This is a genomic window from Xanthomonas albilineans (assembly GCF_002939705.1).
Taxonomy (GTDB): Bacteria; Pseudomonadota; Gammaproteobacteria; order Xanthomonadales; family Xanthomonadaceae; genus Xanthomonas_A; species Xanthomonas_A albilineans.
The window spans coordinates 94,418-111,685 of sequence record NZ_MDCB01000001.1 but is presented as its reverse complement, the minus strand read 5'-3'; the positions used below and the strand labels follow the sequence as shown (position 1 = coordinate 111,685).

Below are 17,268 nucleotides of genomic sequence, written 5' to 3'. Positions count from 1 at the left end.
GCAGCACGCTATGGCTTGTTCAGCAAAAAGCAAAGAGCTGCGGCAGGCGCGATATTCTCTCCACTGAGCCATACCTGGCCGGGTTACCGTATGATTCGTCGGATAGGCGCGTATGCGACGGCAATTACCCACAGGAACTGAACAATGGACAGGATCCGTGTCGGCATCGCCGACGACCACCCGATCGTGCTGCTCGGCGTCACCAGCGTGCTGAAAGACAATCTGGACATCGAAGTCGTATTCAGTTGCGATGCCATCGACCAGTTGCTGCGGTCGCTCGCCGAGCAGCCGGTGGATGTGCTGTTGTGCGACTACGAGTTTGAGAGCGACCCACAGGCCGATGGCCTGCACTTGCTGCAGCGCCTGCGTCGGCTCGCCCCGCAGATGCGGCTGTTAGTACTCAGCGCGCATACGGCGCCGTCGATCGTCTCGGCCGCCTTGCAACTCGGCGCCTCCGGTTTCATCGGCAAGAGTCGTGCCGATTTCGGCAACCTGGTCGCTGCCGTACGCGACGTGGCAAGTGGCCGCCTCTATGTACCAAGCTCGCTGTCGGCGGCGCTGCTGACCACGCGCTACAGCAGGAGCAGCGCCACCGGGGTAAACACGCTCTCCGCCAAGGAAGCCACGGTGGCACGGATGACCGCCGATGGATTGTCGTTGGGCGAGATCGCCGCACGGCTCAAGCGTAGCCCCAAGACCATCAGCAACCAGAAGATCGCGGCCATGAAGAAGCTAGGCGCCAAGAACGACGTGGAACTGGCCACCATACTGCGCGAACTGGACATCGATGGCACCTAGCCGAACGCTGACAGATAGGAGCCGACGAACCTCGGTCACGCGCTCAACCCGCCACAGCCTCTACATGCGACAGTAGCTGCCGACAGCGCGACCTCAGCAACATCCAATCCCCGCCCGCATAAGCCTGCTGCAGCAATTGCAATTCTTCCACCAGGTCGTCCATTCCCAAGGCCATCAACGCACCCTGCAGGCGATGTATACGTCGGCGTAGCGACTCCAGGTCCTGCACGGCCAAGGCCTGCTCGATAAGTTGCCGCTCCGCCCTCCATTCAGCGTGAAACGCCTGACGCAACATCGCGTCCAATTCATCGGAGCGGTACTCCTGGGGCTTGGCGGAATTTGTGGAAGAGGATCGAGACAAAATGGCATTCCTCAAGACGCGACGCAGGTCGCTCAATAACACGGGTTTTTGCAGTGAGTCGGAGAACTGCTCGGTATCGGCACTGATCTCCGCCGCCGCCGATGCCGAGGTCGCCACCACCCGCGCATCCGGATCGAATTCGCGCAACTTGCGCAGCAAACCGACGCCATCCAAGTGTGGCATGCCCAGATCGGTGATGACCAGATCGGCGCGGCGCTCGAGCCACAGCTTGAGCGCTTCCATGCCATCGATCGCCACACGTACCCGAGTACATCCTAGCGCCGCCAGTTGGTGTTTGATCAAGGTGCGGTTCACCGCATCGTCTTCGGCAACGAGAATGTCCAAATTTTGCTCCACGCCCTCCACAACGGCCCCGCTCGCGCGCCGCTGCGCATGTTCGGCGGCGGTGCCCGTCAGCTCGGCCAACGCTTCCAACAGCCCCGCATAGGTCAGCGAACTCACCTCGATCTGTTTTTCGTGTCGCCGTGGGGTCAACGGCCCTTTGGCCGAAACGAAGACCGTGCCGAGCATAGGAACCGCACTCAAATCGGCGCTGCGCCAGGTGCGGTTATCGGCTTCGGCCACGATGCGGACATGCAGCGAGGCGTTCGCAGCGTCGGCAGCATGCAAGCTCGCACCCCAGCGGCGCAGACGCTCGGCGAGCATGGCGCGCCAGGCAGGATGGGGACACAGCACATCGACGACGAAACCCTCCAATGGCCGCGATTCGGTAAGCAGAGCGCGGCCAGTGCGCTTGAACGGCAGATCGACCCAGAACACGCTACCGGTGCCGGGCTCGCTGCGCACGCTGATGCGCCCGCCCATCAGGTGAGACAGATTGCGGCACAGGAACAAGCCCAACCCGGTTCCGCCGAAGCGTCGGCTGATACTGTCGTCGGCCTGCGCCAGCGGATTGAAGATCGCCGACTGCATCGACGCAGGAATGCCGATTCCGGTATCTGCCACCTCGAAGCGCGCCCATAGCTCGCCGTCGGCCTGCTTCAGGCAACGCGACGAGATCATGATCGAACCGCGTTCGGTAAACTTGGCCGCATTGCCGAGCAGATTTTGCAAAATTTGCGCCAAACGTTGATCGTCGCCCTCCAGCATCGCATCCAGATCCGGATCGGTAACGCAGTAGAACGCCACCCCACCCTGCAAAATCGACGCACCGAAGCTGCGTGCGCAACGCTCCAGCACCTCGTTGGGCGACATCTGCACCGGATTGATCTTCAGCGCATTGGCCTCGAGTTTGGTCGAATCGAGCAGCGCGTTGACCAGGTTCAACAAGGCGTCGAACGAGCGGCGGATCATGTCCACCCACTCGCCCTGCTCGAAGCTCAGCGGACTGCGCGAGAGCAGTTCTAGATGCCCCATCGCCCCGTGCAACGGCGTGCGGATCTCATGGCTGACGATCGCCAGGAACATCGACTTGGCCCGATTGGCCTCGTCGGCAGTCTGCTTGGCTTCCATCAACAGCATTTCGTTGGCTTTGCGCTCGTTGATATCCACCAGGCCCAGCAGAACCACCGGTTGTCCGCCGAAACGGGTCTGCGAAGACGCCACGCCGATGTAGCTGTTCTGCCCTTCGGCCAGATCCCAACGCACCTCGATGAAGGAATGGCGATCGCCAGCCACGGCTTCAGCGTTGCGTTCGCACATGACATGACGATAGAAGCCAAGGTTACCCTCGTCGGGGAGATTGCCGAGCATACGCTGGGCCACCCCGTTCTCCAGCATCACCGTATCGGTGTCGGGCGCGTATATGCCAATCCCAATCGGCAAGGTATCGATGATGGCCTTGCTGAAATGCTCGGCCTCGATCAATTTTTCGGCACTTCTGAGCAGCGGCTTGGTCACGCGCAGATCGAAATACACCGTTGTGGCCCACATGAACCCCAGCGCCAGCAAGCAGACCAGCGCCCCGGTGACGAACTCGTGCTGCAGATTGCCCAGCACTTCTTCCCAAGTGTAGGCATAGACAGCGATCCAATCCGGGCCACCGATGCGCTGGGCCACGAAGAAGGTTCCACTGCGGTAGAACGCGATCGGCTCGCTACCCACCAGGGAAAACCGCTCAGTCTGCGCGCGCACCCTGCGCAGCAAATCCGCTTCCTCGGCACCGCGCGGGTAATCTCCCAGATTCTCTTGACCGGCATTGCTCAACAAAAAGAAACCGGGACGTCGCGTCTCCTTTCGTAGAAAAAAGCGCATGAACTGACGATCCGGTAGCGACAGCGCAATGGTAAAAATACGCCGACCATCACGAAACATCGGCACGATGAGTTGCGATACCGACAACCCTCCGTCGCGTTCGTCGGCGGGCCGCCACAGCGGCCGCTGGCTACGCAGGTCTTGCGCGGGCGTGGCCGCGATCAAACGCTCTGGCTCATCGATATGTTGGCGGATGAATGCCCTCACTCCGTCGCTGCGCGCGCTCTGCAACTGAGCCAATCCCATGGCCGGCGACACCGCCATGAAGGTGGCATCGGGTGAATAAAGGAAGCCATCCAGAGTCACTCCGGTCTTCTTGGCATCGATGGAAGGCGCTGCGGACATGTCGCGCACCACGCGCAGCGCCGTGGCCAGGCGAGCCGCGTCTGCAGTGCCGTTCAATGAACTAACCAGGGTGAACGGCACAGCGGTGAGGTCGTCCTCGGTGACCGTGACGCCCTTGCCTTCGGCAAGCTTGCGCGCATAACGCTGCACCGGCACCACGTCGTTCTGACGCAGATTCCATACGCCTTCGTAAAGATCGGCGAACTGGACCAGCCGCGCCGACAACTCGTCCACCTGCGTCTGCACCTCCTCGCTGCTCTTGACGAACTGCGCGATCTGCTTATCGCGGTACTGGTCGATGATGCCACTGCAGAACAGCAACGCGGCGGCGACGATGGACATAGAAAGCGCGGTCGCGGCACCGTAGAGGATGCGCCGGTAGTATCGGCCCGTTCTGGCGAGCAACTTTTGCGGCATTTCTATCCCCGAACGAGCGCAACGCCGTGACGGCAGGGCAGGAAGAACATGGCTCTGCAGGATAGCCCAGCATCTGCGCCATCACCAGCCACGACGTTTCCTACATCTAGCTTACATGCGCCACGCACGCATGCATCGCCAGCGTGGCGAGCCTAGGCGTTTTAGGCAACAGCCTATGGATAGCTGGGCCCCACGCCATCGTGCCGGGGCTGGCACGCGCGCATGCTGGGACGCATCGAGTGTATCGATTATGCAATCGCACACCGTTGCCAGCAGCTTCGACCGGATCAGCCATGAACAGCACAGCGCATATTCCTTTTATCAGCATAAAGAATGCTATCGTCGCTTACGAAAACGAGTTGCAAGGTAGCTATGTGAGCAAGCTTTTGCAGCGTCTCGGCGCAACGCACATCTATAGCGCCACCGATAGCGGAGCACTATTCGAGCAGATCCGCACGACATCGTTCGACCTACTGGTCGCTTCCGCGCGTCTGCCAGGCGCGTCGATCCTGCAATTGGTGGATGCCCTGACCCAGATACGCTACAGCGGCCACCTGATCGTGAGCGGCTTGACGGACATGCGTATCCAGAGCGCGATCTATGAGTATGCGAGACAACGCGACAGCAGAGCGATGCAGGTGATCTTCGCTGGAGAACCCCTGCGCCTGTTCGATTTCACCGACATGCTTTACCGGGCGGCGACACCGATCACTGCCGATGCGAATGGCCAGGTGATCGAGGACCCTGCCGCACTCATTGGCGCCAACGAGGTGTTTCGCGCCTATCGCGCCGGCGAGATCGCCGCCTTCTTTCAGCCAAACTACTGCCTGACCACCGGCACCATGGTCGGCGCGGAAGCCCTCGTGCGGTGGCACCACCCAACACTGGGCGTAATGAGCCCGGACCGCTTTCTGACCACTCTGGAAGAGTGCAACCTTGGCTGGGAACTGATCGACCAATTCATCGACACGGTTGCCAGCGTCAGCCAATCGCTGACTGGAACGCCACCACTCAAGCTGTCGATCAACATCTCCGCCAGGGATATCGTCTCAGCGACCTGGGCGGACAACGTCGTGCAACGACTCAAACACTCTGGCGGCAGCAGTAGCCAATTCGCGATCGAGGTGACAGAGAGCGGCAGCACAAGCAACAACAACACCATCATCGCTGGCGCGGTGGCGCATTGGCGCCTGAACGGCATCGATTGCGTCATCGACGATTTCGGTACCGGTGCGTTCTCACTCAACCGTCTGTGCACCGCGCCGTTCAATCTCCTGAAAATCGACCGACGAATGGTTTGGCGCTCACGGCTGACCCGTCACGTATTCGATATGCTAGAGACGATGGTGCAATTGGCGCATGGATTAGGCATGCGCGTGGTTGCCGCAGGCATCGAAACCGAAGAAGACCTGATGCGAATGCGCAGCATCAAATGCGACATCGGCCAGGGCTACTACTTCAGCCGGCCATTGCCCATCGCACAGTTCCAAGATCTTGCCAACTCCCAGCAGAACATCTTCGGGCAACGCACTAGCAACGCCCACTAAGAGTGGCTAACAAAACGTCGCGAGTCGCTGTCGGGTGGGCACGGACAGCGCGCAGGAACCGCAGTATATAGACGGTTCATGCGGTACATGAGGATTCCGAGCACTGCCCGCCCCTACCCACCCGGCCGCAGCGCAGTAGTTTTGTTAGCCACTCTTAGCAGCGGGACAATCAAGGCGCCGAACACGCTCCCTTGACTGCACAAGTCGGCCAACCCGTGTAAGACGCTGCTGTCGCTCCCCTTGCTCTAACCACTTTCGCCTACGACAGGGCGTGTTCGCCGCGACGACAACCTGACACGATGACGATACGGCCGGCGCTTGAGCGAAACAAAAAAATGATCGAGACGAAATCCGTTGAAATTGCCCTGGGAGGACCCGTGCACCTGCCAGTCGCTTGCCGTAGCCGTCTCGCCCGCACTTGCTTACAGGGCGAGACGGCTAGGATGTAGTGCGCGCCAGTCAGCGGCGTTCGATGGTGAAACCAGCGACGTCCAAGCCCAGATCAAAGCCCTTACCGGTACCGGCCAGCGCCAACGAGATGTCGCCCTTGGTCATCACCTGGGCATCGGACGACTTCACCACACCAGCATGCGCTTCTGCCGACGCATAGGTGCCCAACAGATCATTGAGTGAATAAGCGCCGGTAAAACGACCACGGCCATTGACGATCTTGGATTTACCCACGCTCAGGCCGCCGCCCTTAACGCTGATCTTGACCGGGATGCTGGCACCGTTGTCGCAGGTGATGGTGCCGTTGCCTTTAGCGCTCTTGTACAACAGCGACCAACCGGACAAGTTGAAATGCAACTCGCAGTCGATGTTACCGGCGGCATGCGCCTGCGGCATAAATGCGATACCGACAAGCAGCGCGGCAATCGTAAGCAATTTGGTCATGGCAACGCTCCGTTGGGATCATATGGGGGCGAGCCTAGCAGCGCCTCCGACTAGGCGGTGTGTGTGCCGCCGTCGCCGTCACGACGCCGTTCAGGCATCGGCATTGGGTGCGCCAAGGACAAAGGCATCGGCATCGAGCATCGCCGGGAAGCGTGTACGATGCGCCACCAATGCCGTCGCGGAGATGGTCGTGGTCGCGACCTGCTCGCGTTCGCGAATTTCCAACTGCGGCTGACCGAGGAAATCGATCACCGCGCTGTCGCCAGCGTAATGCAGGTCGTTGCCATCCACACCGACGCGGTTGACCGCCGCCACGAAGCACAGGTTCTCGATCGCCCGTGCGCGCAGCAGCGTCCGCCAGGCATAGGCACGGGCCGATGGCCAGTTGGCGACGAACAATTGCAGGTCGAAATCCAGCTGCCCCGGACGTTCGACGTCGTAGCGGTTGCGACAGAACACAGGAAAACGCAGGTCGTAGCAGACCTGCGGATTGATCCGCCAGCCCTTCCATTCCACGCATAGGCGCTCGCGCCCGGCGGCATAGCGCAGATGTTCGTTGCCGTAGCGGAACAGATGGCGTTTGTCGTAGTGCTGCAATGCGCCATCGGGCGTGGCCCACAGCAATCGGTTGAAGACCCGGCTATCGCCGTGCGCATCGGATACGCGCAGTTGCACGCTACCGGTCACCGCCGCATTCAATCGCATCGCCTGCGCGCGCACCCACGCCACCGTCGGCCCCTGCATGTCTTCGGCCTGCTCCAGGGCGTCGTTGGAGAAACCGCTGGTGAAGGTCTCCGGCAGAATGACCAGATCGGTAAGGCCGGCCAGCGGCGCCAGCAGTTCGGCATAATGCGCGCGATTGCCAGCAGGATCGTGCCAGCGCGTGTCGCCTTGGACGAGAGAAATGCGGAGGTCGTGCGTTGGGGGCATGGGATGTCCGGAGTAGTGAAGGATCCAGACCCGGGATCCGGAAAATCAACTGCGAGATCGGCTGCTCTTAACTCTGCCGAGTCCCGGGTCACGGCAATGCATCAGAGCCGCAGCAAACGCTCGATCGCCGTGTCCAGCGTGGCCGCGTTCTTGGCAAAGCACAGCCGCGCCAAACGCTGGCCGTGCGGCGGGATCTGGTAGAACGGCGACAGCGGGATCGCCGCCACTCCTTTCTCGATCGTCAGCCACTTCACGAACTCGGTGTCGGGCAGATCGCTGACCGCCGAATAATCGACCAGTTGGAAGTAACCGCCCGGCACCGGCAGCGGCTTGAGCCGAGTCCCCCGCAATTGTTCGCCGAAGCGGTCGCGCTTGGCCTGGTAGAACGCACCGAGTTGCTCGTCATGCTCGGGCTGTTGGCGAATCATCGTAGCGAAAGCATGCTGCGCCGGGCCGAAGCTGGTGAACGTATTGTACTGGTGGAGCTTACGGAACTCGACGCTGAGCGCCGGCGGCGCGATCGCGTAGCCGATCTTCCAGCCGGTGCAGTGATAGGTCTTGCCGAAGCTGGAGATCACAAACGCGCGTTCGCGCAGTTCCGGCCAGCGCAGCACCGATTCATGACGGCGGCCATCGAACACGATGTGCTCGTAGACCTCGTCGGAAATCAGGAAGATGTCGCGACCGCGCAACAGCTCGGCGACCGCCTGTAGATCCTCGGCACCGAGCATTGCGCCGGAGGGATTATGCGGGCTATTGATCATCAGCAGCCGCGTCCGCGGCGTGATCGCCGCACGCACTTGTTCCCAGTCCACCGCGAAACTGTGCGGATCCAGCGACACATGTACCGCGCACGCGCCGGCCAGATCGATCGCCGGCTCGTAGCAGTCGTAAGCTGGATCGAGCACGATCACCTCATCGCCTGGACGCACGACAGCATGGATGGCGTTGAACAATGCCTCGGTGGCACCACTGGTCACGGTGACCTCCGTGTCCGGATCGACCTGGGCGCCGTAGCAACGCAGCGCCTTCTCGGCGATGGCCTGACGCAGCACCGGCACACCGGTCATCGGCGGGTACTGGTTGTGACCCTCGCGCGCCGCCTGGGCCAGTGCGTCGATCAGGCGCGCCGGGGCCGGGAAGTCGGGAAACCCTTGACCCAGGTTCACCGCGTCATGCTCAGCAGCCAATTGCGACATGACGGTGAAGATGGTGGTGCCCACCTTGGGCAGCTTGGTCTGCAGGTGCATAGGTAAAGATGCGGCAGTGGGGGGGGGAAGCACCCAGTGTACGCAATGCCGCTTGCCGGCGATGCGCCACGGCTGCGTAAAACAGTGTCACCGCGCACGCCCGCCGACATCCGCCGGACGTCCGTATCTCTTACAATGCATCTTCTCTTGCCAAGCCCGCCGCCGCGCCATCCGTCGCGGTTCTTCGCCGATGACCGATCCGCTGCATGCTTCGCCACCGCTGTTGGCTGCGCACGGGCTCACCTTCGCCCGCGATGATGCGGCCGTGTTCGGCCCGCTGGACTTCCGCCTGGATGCAGGCGAAGCGCTGCTGGTACAAGGCGACAACGGCGCCGGCAAGACCACGCTGTTGCGCGTGCTGGTGGGCCTGCTGCGCGCCGAGGCCGGACGCATCGAGATCGACGGCCACCCGGTGCGACGCGGCGACCGCGCCCGCTTCATGGCCTACCTCGGTCACCTGGGAGCATTGAAGGCGGACCTGAGCACTCTGGAAAATCTACATTACGTGTGTGGCCTGCAGGGCCGCCGCGCCAAGCAGATGCCTGGCAGTGCATTGGCCATCGTCGGCCTGGCCGGCTACGAGGACACGCTGGTGCGGCAGCTTTCCGCAGGACAAAAAAAACGCTTGGCGCTCGCGCGGATGTGGTTGTCGCCAGCACCGCTCTGGCTGCTCGACGAGCCCTACGCCAATCTCGACCTGGACGGCATCAACCTGGTCAACCGCATGATCGCCGCACACCTACGCAGCGGTGGCGCCGCCTTGGTCACGACCCATGGTGCCTACGCCGCGCCGCCGGTGCGCACCCGCCTGCTGCAGTTGAGCGGAGTGGACGCATGAGCCCGGCAGCGCCCGTCCCTGGCCTGTTGCAAGCCACCCACGCATTGCTGCTGCGCGACCTGCGCCTGCTATGGCGCCGCCGCGGCGATGCACTGCAGCCCGTGCTGTTGGCCCTGCTGATTGTGATCCTGTTCGCGCTGGCATTGGGCAACCAGCCACGCCTGCTCGGCGATGTCGCCGCCGCCGCACTATGGCTGGCCGTGCTGCTGGCCGGGCTGCTGGCATTGGACAGCCTGTTTCGCAGTGACGCCGAGGACGGCTCGCTGGAGCAATGGTTATTGGCGCCGGCCCCGTTGGCCTGGCTGGTGCTGGTACGGGTGCTGGTGCACTGGACGACCACCGCCTTACCGCTGATCGTGGCGACGCCCTTGCTGGGCGAATTGCTGCACCTACCGCATGACCGCATGCCGACGCTGCTGGCATCGTTGGCGCTGGGAACCCCGCTGCTCAGCCTCATCGGCGCAGTCGTGGCCGCGTTGACGGTGAGCATGCAGCGTGCCGGCATCCTGGTCGCGCTGCTGGCGCTGCCGCTGTACGTGCCGGTGCTGGTGTTCGGCGCCGGCAGTGTGGCAGCGGCGGCACAGGGACTGGATCCTGGCGGCGGCTTGCTATTGCTGGCGGCGGGACTGGTGCTGGGCCTGGTACTGGCCCCGCTGGCGGCGGCGGCGGCAATCCGTATCGCGCTGAGCTGAGCGCCGTTGGCGCAGCGTCGACGCGGCATGGGCCGTACCATGCAGCGATGACGTTGTCGTATCGCATCGCTATCGCCGCATCGACGCCCGCCTTCCACCCGCTAAAATCGACCGCATGGCCTCCCTCGTCCGCTGGTTCCACCAACTCGGTTCGCCGCCCGTTTTCGATCGCCTCGCCGCGCGCTGGGCGCCGTGGTGTTACCTGCTTTCGTTGGTAATGGCCGGCGCGGGCATCTGGCAGGCGCTGTTCGTGGTGCCCGCCGACCGCTTGCAGAGCGACGCCTTTCGCATCCTTTACATTCATGTGCCCTGCGCCTGGATGAGTTTGTTCGTGTTCGCGCTGATGGCCCTATATGCGGCGATCGCGCAGGTGTGGCGGATCAAACTCTGCGAGATCCTGGCAATGGCCTGCGCCCCCATCGGCGCCGCCTTCACCTTGATCACCCTGCTGACCGGCAGCATCTGGGGACGGCCGATGTGGGGCGCATGGTGGGATTGGGATCCACGCCTGACCAGCGAACTGATCCTGCTGTTCCTGTACATCGGAGTGATGGGCCTATACCGGGCGATCGAGGACAGGCGCATCGCCGCGCGTGCCGCCGGGCTACTGGCGATCGTCGGGGTGGTGTTGCTGCCGGTGATCCGCTACTCGGTGGTGTGGTGGAACTCGCTGCACCAGGGCCAAACCATCCGTCTGTTCGGCCAATCCAGCATGGACGCGAGCATGCTGCCGCCGTTGTGGTGGATGGTCGCGGCGACCAAGTTCTGGTTCGCCGGCGCGTTACTGACACGGGCACGCGCCGACAATCTGCGCCGCGAAGCCGGCAAGGACTGGGCCGCGCAACGGGCGGAGGCGCGCGGATGAACTATTTACCTTACGTGGCCGGCGCCTACGCGGTGTTCGCTGGCGTCTTGCTGGCCGACTTCGTGCTGGCACGCGTGCAACTGCGCAGTGCCCTGCGTGCGGCACGACTGCGCGCGCAGCGCAAACGCCAGACCAAGACCGAACCAGCGGCCCCACAGGATCTGAGCCGATGAATCCGCAACGCAGGCGGCCGATGCACGATGGCGCGTTCGTCGCCGAGGAAGTGCCGGCCAAGCACGACAAAACCTATATGCCGAGGGAACTGGCGGAGAACATGGACCAAGCGCATCGCAAACATGATGTGGGAGCGAGGCGGTGATGACATCGCTCCGGCACTGGTTATCGGTGCCCAGGGATCAGGCAAAGCGACTGTGCGCCACCTGCTACGCGCTCGCGCATCCAGACATCTTCCTTGGCACCGTCCACTTTTGCTCTACCTGGGCCACGGATTCCGATTCGCCTGTCCCGGCTGATTGGTTCAGGGATCCCGAACTGCGGGACTCGCACCATGCTGCCTGAACTGGGCCAACTCCTGCTGATCCTCGCCTTGTTCACCGCCGTGCTGCAGGCCGTGGTGCCGCTGGCCGGGGCGCAACGCGGGGACGCACGCTGGATGGCAGTGGCACGTCCTGCGGCATACGCGCAATTGCTCCTGGTCGCTGGCGCCTTCGCGTTGCTCACGTGTGCCTTCGTGACCGGGGACTTCTCGGTGGCCTACGTGGCCGACAATTCCAACGCGCTGCTGCCGCTGGTATACCGTTACTCGGCGGTGTGGGGGGCGCACGAAGGATCCTTGCTGCTGTGGACGCTAATTCTTGCGCTGTGGACCGCGGCCGTGGCGCTGTCTTCGCGGCGCCTGCCTGCCAGCGTGGTGGCGCGGGTGATCGGCACGCTGGCATTGGTGAGCACGGGTTTCCTGGCCTTCCTGCTGTTCACGTCCAATCCATTCGCGCGACTGTTGCCGGCACCGCTGGAAGGACACGATCTCAATCCGCTGCTGCAAGATCCTGGGCTGGTGATCCATCCACCGCTGCTGTACACCGGCTACGTCGGTTTCGCGGTGCCGTTCGCGTTCGCCGTGGCCGCGTTGCTGGATGGGCAAGTGGATGCGCGCTGGCTACGTTGGACGCGACCTTGGACCAATGTGGCCTGGGGATTTTTGACCATCGGCATCGCCCTGGGCAGTTGGTGGGCGTATGACGAATTGGGCTGGGGCGGCTGGTGGTTCTGGGATCCGGTGGAGAACGCCAGCTTCATGCCATGGTTGACCGGCGCGGCATTGTTGCATTCGCAGGCCATCACCGAAAAGCGCGGCAGCTTCGCCGCGTGGACATTGCTGCTGGCGATCGCCACGTTCTCGCTATCGCTGCTGGGGACGTTTCTGGTGCGCTCGGGGGTACTGACCAGCGTGCATTCGTTCGCCGCCGATCCGGCCCGTGGTCTGTTCATCCTGGTCTTCCTGAGTCTGCTGTGCGGTGGCGCGCTGCTGCTGTACGCACTGCGCGGCGGCCATTTGGGAACAGCCACAGACACTGCGCGACAAGCGTTCGCCGCTGCCTCGCGCGAGACCCTGCTGCTGATCAACAACCTGCTACTGACCTGCGCCTGCGCGATGGTACTACTGGGCACGCTGTATCCATTGCTGGCCGATGCGCTGGGCCTGGGCAAGCTCTCGGTTGGGCCGCCCTATTTCGGCACGCTGTTCGTGGTGCTGATGGCACCGCTGGTCGCCCTGCTGCCATTCGGGCCGCTGACCCGCTGGCAGCGCGAACAAGCAGCGCGACCGCTGGCGCTGCTGGCGCCGTGGGCAGGGCTGGCACTGTTGGCCGGGACGCTCGGCTTCTTCCTGGCACCGCAAGGTCCATGGAAAACCGGCGTCGGTATCGCCGCGGCGGCCTGGGTGCTGCTTGGCACCGCACGCTTCGTATGGAGTCGGATCCAGCTCAAAGGCAGCCGCTTCACCGCTGAAATGCTGGGCATGACCCTGGCCCATGGCGGTATCGCGGTGTTCCTGATCGGCGCGTTGCTGGTGGAAGCGCTGGAGCAACAGCGCGAAGTGGCGTTAGCGCCTGGGCAGCACCTGGAGATGGGCCGTTACCGCTTCGAACTTCAAGATCTTGACCAGCATCGCGGACCGAACTACGTGGCCGAACGCGCCCACGTGCAGGTGCTGCACGACGACCGCCCACTGACCCAACTGTTTCCCGAAAAGCGCTTGTATGCCAGTGGCGGCCAGGCCATGACCGAAGCCGGCATCCACGCCGGTCTGTATGGCGACATCTACGTTTCACTGGGCGAACCATTAGGCGGTAACGCCTGGGCGATACGCCTGCAAATCAAACCCTTCGTGCGCTGGATCTGGCTCGGCGCGGCACTGATGGCGCTGGGTGGTTTCGTCAGCGCAGCCGACCGGCGCTTGCGTCGTTCTCCGGAGACCCCATGATGTCTAATCCCACCTCACCTCGCCTGCCCCTACCTGCCATCCTGCTCGGCGCACTGTGCTGCCTCTGCCTGCTGGCGCTGCTGCTCTACGCGGTCAAGCATTCCGGCAGCGCCGATCGGGATGCACTGCCATCGACGCTGATCGGCAAGCCCGCGCCAACGTTCACGCTGCCCTTGTTGCACGACGCCACGGTGCGCGTGCACAGCCGCGACTTGCTCGGCGCGCCCTATGTGCTCAACGTCTGGGGCAGTTGGTGCCCGTCCTGCCGCGAAGAACACCCGATCCTGACCCACTTCGCCCTGAGCAAGCGCGTACGCGTGATCGGCTACGACTGGAAAGACACGCGCGACGATGCCCTGCACTGGCTGGAGCAGTTGGGCAACCCATTCCTGGCGGTGCTGTTCGATCCCGATGGCCGCACCGCGATCGATTGGGGCGTGGCCGCAGCGCCGGAGACCTTCCTGGTCGACGCGCACGGCGTGGTGCGCTGGAAGCATGCCGGGCCACTGACCGAGCCCATCATCCAGAACGAACTGCTGCCGGCGCTGCACCAAGCCGAACGCGCGGCTCCCGCAGCGACGTCAGGCCAGGCCGGCCAATGAACCGCCGCCGGCGCGCGTTGCGGTGTGGACTGCTGGTGCTGTTGGCGTGGTCCACGCTGGCCGGCGCCGCGCCGGTCTCCGACCCGACCCCGCTGGCCTACCGCTCCGCCGCCGAGGAAGCGCGCTTCCATGCATTGACCGCCGAGTTGCGCTGCGTGCAATGCCAGAACCAATCGCTGGCCGATTCGCATGCGCAGATCGCCATGGATCTGCGCCGCGAAGTGCTGGAGCTGATGCAGCAGGGCCGCTCCGACGCGCAGATCAAGCAGTTCCTGGTCGCCCGCTATGGCGAGTTCGTGCTCTATCGGCCACAACTCGAAGCGCGAACCTGGCTGCTGTGGTTCGGGCCACTGACGCTGCTCGGCGCTGGTACGCTGCTGCTGGCCCGACTGGTGCGTCGACGCACCACAGCCGCGAACGCCGCGCCACTGCAAGATCAACAGGAGTGGTGAGGCGATGCTGAGTTGGCAGATGTCCAGTATCGCCGTGGTACTGGCAGCATTGGTGTTCGCGGCGGTGCTGTGGCCGCTGCGCGGTGATCGCCGCAGTCGCGCACTGCTCGCGGTGGCGGTACTAGCGCTGAGTGCGGCGACCGCTGCGCTATACGCCCTGATCGGCACGCCAAAGGCGTTGCAGGCGCAACAACGCCAGGCACCGCGCACACTGGAGGAAGGCATCGCGCAATTGCAGACGGCATTGCGTAAAGACCCCGCGCGCGCCGACGGCTGGGCGTTGTTGGGCCGCAGTCAGCGCGCGCTGGGACGCCATGCCGAGGCCGCCGCCGCCTTCGCCCGGGCAGTAAGCCTGGCACCGGATCAGGCACCAATCCTGATCGAAGCCGCCCAGGCGCGTGCGCTCGCCGACCCGCAGCGCCGTTTCGACGACAAGGCGCTCGCCTGGCTACAAAAGGCGTTGCAGGTCGCACCGAACAGCGAACGCGCAGCCTGGTTCCTGGGGATCGCGCAACGCCAACGCGGCCAAAATGGCGCCGCTGCCGCCACCTGGCAAACGTTGCTGCCGCGCGTGGATGCTGAAACCGCCGAGGCCTTGCGCCCGCAGATCGATACCGCCCGTGCCGCCGCCGGCCTACCGGCATTGCCGACAACGGCGATCGCCGGCACCAAGCGCGTAACCGGCAGTACAACGCCCGCCGCCGCGACACTGACTGTGGTTGTCTCGGTGGAGCCGGATGTCGCCGCAAGCATGCGTCTACGCAAGGATGCCAGTCTCTTCGTGATCGCACGCGTGCCCGGTGGCTCCCCGATGCCGGTCGCGGTGCAAAAACAACCGCTGGGAGCGTTGCCGTTGCGGGTCACGCTCAGCGATGCGGACCGTCCGATGCCGACGCAGACGTTGTCGCAACTACGGCAAGTCGAAGTAGTCGCGCGGCTATCGGCCAGCGGCGATGCGAAACGTCAGGACGGCGACATGGAATCGGCAGCGGTGATAGTGACGCTGCCGACCAGCGCGCCGGTGCAACTGAGAATCGGCAAGCACTGAAGCAAACTTCGCATCGACACACACCTCCCCATGCCAGGACAGGTCACATGCGCGACGCAAGCACGGCCAACGCCTGCGATGTCGGTACAGACCCGCTATCGATACGGCGACCACGCACGCCGTATCACTGAGGAACGCGCAATCGGATTTCGTACACAACGCCGCTATCGCACTAACGACGCGACACTTCCCTATACCGCTAACGTGCAGCACACGCTCTAGAATCGGCGCATGACCGAATTCATCCCGCCCGGTAGCCGCTTTCTCGCCCTGCCCTCGCCGTTCCCGATGAAACGCGGCGGCTACTTGCGCGACGCGCGCGTGGCTTACGAAACCTGGGGCACGCTGGCGGCAGACCGCGGCAACGCGATCCTGATCGTCACCGGGCTGTCGCCGGACGCGCATGCCGCCGCGCACGCCGACGATCCCACACCGGGCTGGTGGGAACACATGCTTGGCCCCGGTAAACCGATCGATACGCAACGCTGGTTCGTGATCTGCATGAACGCATTGGGCAGTTGCAAAGGCTCGACCGGTCCGGCATCGCCGCATCCGGACGATGGCCAGCCGTACCGCTTGCGCTTTCCGGAGTTATCGATCGAAGACGGCGCCGCCGCCGCCGCGCACGTGGTGCGTGCGCTGGGCATCGCGCAACTGGCCTGCCTGATCGGTAATTCCATGGGCGGCATGACCGCATTGGCGCTGTTGCGCCAGCATCCCGGACTGGCGCGCAGCCATCTCAACATTTCTGGTAGCGCGCAGGCGCTGCCGTTCTCGATCGCGATCCGCTCATTGCAACGCGAAGCGATCCGCCTGGACCCGAAATGGAACGGCGGCGACTACGACGAAACCCGCTATCCCGAATCGGGCATGCGCATGGCGCGCAAACTCGGCGTGATCACTTACCGTTCGGCGCTGGAGTGGGACGGCCGCTTCGGTCGCGTACGACTGGACTCGGACCAGACCGATGAGGATCCATTCGGCCTGGAGTTCCAAGTCGAAAGCTACCTCGAAGGCCACGCGCGGCGTTTCGTGCGCCGCTTCGACCCCAACTGCTACCTGTATCTGAGCCGCTCGATGGACTGGTTCGATCTGGCCGAATACGGCGATGGCGACATCCTTGCCGGGCTGGCGACGATCCGCATCGCGCGCGCCCTGGCCATCGGCGCCAACACCGACATCCTGTTCCCCGTGCAACAACAGGAACAGATCGCCGAAGGCCTGCGCAATGGTGGCGCCGACGCACAGTTCATCGGCCTGGACTCGCCGCAGGGGCACGATGCCTTCCTAGTCGATTTCGCACGTTTCGGGCCAGCGCTACGGCAATTCCTGGACACGCTGTAAATCGCTCGCCTCCATCGCACAATGCGGTCTTGCCGCTATCGCCACCGATGGCAACACCCTCACCCTTGACAGCAGTGCTACTACGCAAACGCCGTGGCGACATAGCCGCAGTCGTCTTCCGACACCACCAGCCCCCACATCAATGCGCACCGTTAGCTTTGCACTCTTTCCACTCCCTGGCGCCAACCTACTTCCAACCCGCTCCGCCTGGGATGCCGGCATTACCAT

At 63.5% G+C, this 17,268-nt stretch carries 16 protein-coding genes and 1 other RNA gene; 12 read left to right on the top strand and 5 right to left on the bottom strand.

All coding sequences use genetic code 11. The annotated features are described in order from the left end of the window. Nucleotides 1–144: 144 nt before the first annotated feature. Nucleotides 145–798, top strand: a complete 654-nt coding sequence (locus XalbCFBP2523_RS00510) for a response regulator (protein ID WP_045765630.1) — start codon at nt 145–147, stop codon at nt 796–798. Between the two features lie 43 nt (nt 799–841). On the opposite strand, the gene XalbCFBP2523_RS00505 is transcribed toward XalbCFBP2523_RS00510, so the two are convergent. Continuing rightward, on the bottom strand, nt 842–4,060 hold the full coding sequence (locus XalbCFBP2523_RS00505) for an ATP-binding protein (protein WP_230599048.1): 3,219 nt from the start codon (nt 4,058–4,060) through the stop codon (nt 842–844). A gap of 368 nt (nt 4,061–4,428) precedes the next feature. Between XalbCFBP2523_RS00505 and XalbCFBP2523_RS00500 the strand changes: the two genes are divergently transcribed. Continuing rightward, nucleotides 4,429–5,682: an EAL domain-containing protein gene (locus XalbCFBP2523_RS00500; protein WP_012915813.1), complete on the top strand. Its 1,254-nt coding sequence runs from the start codon at nt 4,429–4,431 to the stop codon at nt 5,680–5,682. 4 nt (nt 5,683–5,686) lie between these two features. Here XalbCFBP2523_RS00500 and XalbCFBP2523_RS00495 read toward each other — a convergent pair. The 4 genes from XalbCFBP2523_RS00495 to XalbCFBP2523_RS00480 form a co-directional block, all read right to left on the bottom strand. Continuing rightward, nucleotides 5,687–5,771, bottom strand: a non-coding RNA gene (locus XalbCFBP2523_RS00495) — sX9 sRNA. A gap of 370 nt (nt 5,772–6,141) precedes the next feature. Further along, nucleotides 6,142–6,576, bottom strand: a complete 435-nt coding sequence (locus XalbCFBP2523_RS00490) for a hypothetical protein (protein WP_045765628.1) — start codon at nt 6,574–6,576, stop codon at nt 6,142–6,144. A gap of 90 nt (nt 6,577–6,666) precedes the next feature. Then, nucleotides 6,667–7,506, bottom strand: a complete 840-nt coding sequence (locus XalbCFBP2523_RS00485; RefSeq protein WP_045765627.1) for an amidohydrolase — start codon at nt 7,504–7,506, stop codon at nt 6,667–6,669. Between the two features lie 101 nt (nt 7,507–7,607). After that, nucleotides 7,608–8,756 (bottom strand): pyridoxal phosphate-dependent aminotransferase, encoded by a 1,149-nt coding sequence (locus XalbCFBP2523_RS00480; protein WP_045765626.1) that lies wholly within the window; start codon nt 8,754–8,756, stop codon nt 7,608–7,610. Between the two features lie 190 nt (nt 8,757–8,946). On the opposite strand from XalbCFBP2523_RS00480, the gene ccmA reads away from it, so the two are divergent. The 10 genes from ccmA (at nt 8,947) to metX (ending at nt 17,040) form a co-directional block, all read left to right on the top strand. Continuing rightward, entirely contained in the window at nt 8,947–9,594 is a 648-nt protein-coding gene (gene ccmA, locus XalbCFBP2523_RS00475) for a heme ABC exporter ATP-binding protein CcmA (RefSeq protein ID WP_012915809.1), read from the top strand. Beyond that, nucleotides 9,591–10,286, top strand: coding sequence for a heme exporter protein CcmB (gene ccmB / locus XalbCFBP2523_RS00470; protein WP_045765625.1), 696 nt, complete (start codon nt 9,591–9,593; stop codon nt 10,284–10,286). Before ccmA ends, ccmB begins: the two co-directional genes overlap by 4 nt. Before the next feature lie 115 nt (nt 10,287–10,401). After that, nucleotides 10,402–11,151 (top strand): heme ABC transporter permease CcmC, encoded by a 750-nt coding sequence (ccmC, locus tag XalbCFBP2523_RS00465; RefSeq protein WP_012915807.1) that lies wholly within the window; start codon nt 10,402–10,404, stop codon nt 11,149–11,151. After that, a complete protein-coding gene (locus XalbCFBP2523_RS00460) occupies nt 11,148–11,324 on the top strand; it encodes a heme exporter protein CcmD (RefSeq protein ID WP_045765624.1) in 177 nt (58 codons plus the stop codon). The genes ccmC and XalbCFBP2523_RS00460 overlap by 4 nt, the downstream gene beginning before the upstream one ends. After that, nucleotides 11,321–11,470 (top strand): hypothetical protein, encoded by a 150-nt coding sequence (locus XalbCFBP2523_RS00455; protein WP_196297583.1) that lies wholly within the window; start codon nt 11,321–11,323, stop codon nt 11,468–11,470. The genes XalbCFBP2523_RS00460 and XalbCFBP2523_RS00455 overlap by 4 nt, the downstream gene beginning before the upstream one ends. Nucleotides 11,471–11,659: 189 nt before the next feature. Then, nucleotides 11,660–13,594: a heme lyase CcmF/NrfE family subunit gene (locus tag XalbCFBP2523_RS00450; RefSeq protein ID WP_045765623.1), complete on the top strand. Its 1,935-nt coding sequence runs from the start codon at nt 11,660–11,662 to the stop codon at nt 13,592–13,594. After that, entirely contained in the window at nt 13,594–14,196 is a 603-nt protein-coding gene (locus XalbCFBP2523_RS00445; protein ID WP_045756809.1) for a DsbE family thiol:disulfide interchange protein, read from the top strand. The genes XalbCFBP2523_RS00450 and XalbCFBP2523_RS00445 overlap by 1 nt, the downstream gene beginning before the upstream one ends. After that, nucleotides 14,193–14,648: a cytochrome c-type biogenesis protein gene (locus tag XalbCFBP2523_RS00440; RefSeq protein WP_045765622.1), complete on the top strand. Its 456-nt coding sequence runs from the start codon at nt 14,193–14,195 to the stop codon at nt 14,646–14,648. Before XalbCFBP2523_RS00445 ends, XalbCFBP2523_RS00440 begins: the two co-directional genes overlap by 4 nt. A gap of 4 nt (nt 14,649–14,652) precedes the next feature. Then, a complete protein-coding gene (locus XalbCFBP2523_RS00435) occupies nt 14,653–15,696 on the top strand; it encodes a tetratricopeptide repeat protein (RefSeq protein WP_045765621.1) in 1,044 nt (347 codons plus the stop codon). A 231-nt stretch (nt 15,697–15,927) separates the two neighbouring features. Continuing rightward, the gene (metX, locus tag XalbCFBP2523_RS00430; RefSeq protein WP_045765620.1) at nt 15,928–17,040 is read left to right on the top strand and encodes a homoserine O-acetyltransferase MetX; all 1,113 of its coding nucleotides are present in this window, start codon (nt 15,928–15,930) and stop codon (nt 17,038–17,040) included. The last annotated feature ends 228 nt before the right edge of the window (nt 17,041–17,268 follow it).

Bases quoted from the DNA above. Each gene is read 5' to 3' on its own strand.
- XalbCFBP2523_RS00510 (WP_045765630.1), top strand. From the start codon at position 145: ATGGACAGGATCCGTGTCGGCATCGCCGACGACCACCCGATCGTGCTG.
- XalbCFBP2523_RS00505 (WP_230599048.1), bottom strand. From the start codon at position 4,060: ATGTCCATCGTCGCCGCCGCGTTGCTGTTCTGCAGTGGCATCATCGAC.
- XalbCFBP2523_RS00500 (WP_012915813.1), top strand. From the start codon at position 4,429: ATGAACAGCACAGCGCATATTCCTTTTATCAGCATAAAGAATGCTATC.
- XalbCFBP2523_RS00490 (WP_045765628.1), bottom strand. From the start codon at position 6,576: ATGACCAAATTGCTTACGATTGCCGCGCTGCTTGTCGGTATCGCATTT.
- XalbCFBP2523_RS00485 (WP_045765627.1), bottom strand. From the start codon at position 7,506: ATGCCCCCAACGCACGACCTCCGCATTTCTCTCGTCCAAGGCGACACG.
- XalbCFBP2523_RS00480 (WP_045765626.1), bottom strand. From the start codon at position 8,756: ATGCACCTGCAGACCAAGCTGCCCAAGGTGGGCACCACCATCTTCACC.
- ccmA (WP_012915809.1), top strand. From the start codon at position 8,947: ATGACCGATCCGCTGCATGCTTCGCCACCGCTGTTGGCTGCGCACGGG.
- ccmB (WP_045765625.1), top strand. From the start codon at position 9,591: ATGAGCCCGGCAGCGCCCGTCCCTGGCCTGTTGCAAGCCACCCACGCA.
- ccmC (WP_012915807.1), top strand. From the start codon at position 10,402: ATGGCCTCCCTCGTCCGCTGGTTCCACCAACTCGGTTCGCCGCCCGTT.
- XalbCFBP2523_RS00460 (WP_045765624.1), top strand. From the start codon at position 11,148: ATGAACTATTTACCTTACGTGGCCGGCGCCTACGCGGTGTTCGCTGGC.
- XalbCFBP2523_RS00455 (WP_196297583.1), top strand. From the start codon at position 11,321: ATGAATCCGCAACGCAGGCGGCCGATGCACGATGGCGCGTTCGTCGCC.
- XalbCFBP2523_RS00450 (WP_045765623.1), top strand. From the start codon at position 11,660: ATGCTGCCTGAACTGGGCCAACTCCTGCTGATCCTCGCCTTGTTCACC.
- XalbCFBP2523_RS00445 (WP_045756809.1), top strand. From the start codon at position 13,594: ATGTCTAATCCCACCTCACCTCGCCTGCCCCTACCTGCCATCCTGCTC.
- XalbCFBP2523_RS00440 (WP_045765622.1), top strand. From the start codon at position 14,193: ATGAACCGCCGCCGGCGCGCGTTGCGGTGTGGACTGCTGGTGCTGTTG.
- XalbCFBP2523_RS00435 (WP_045765621.1), top strand. From the start codon at position 14,653: ATGCTGAGTTGGCAGATGTCCAGTATCGCCGTGGTACTGGCAGCATTG.
- metX (WP_045765620.1), top strand. From the start codon at position 15,928: ATGACCGAATTCATCCCGCCCGGTAGCCGCTTTCTCGCCCTGCCCTCG.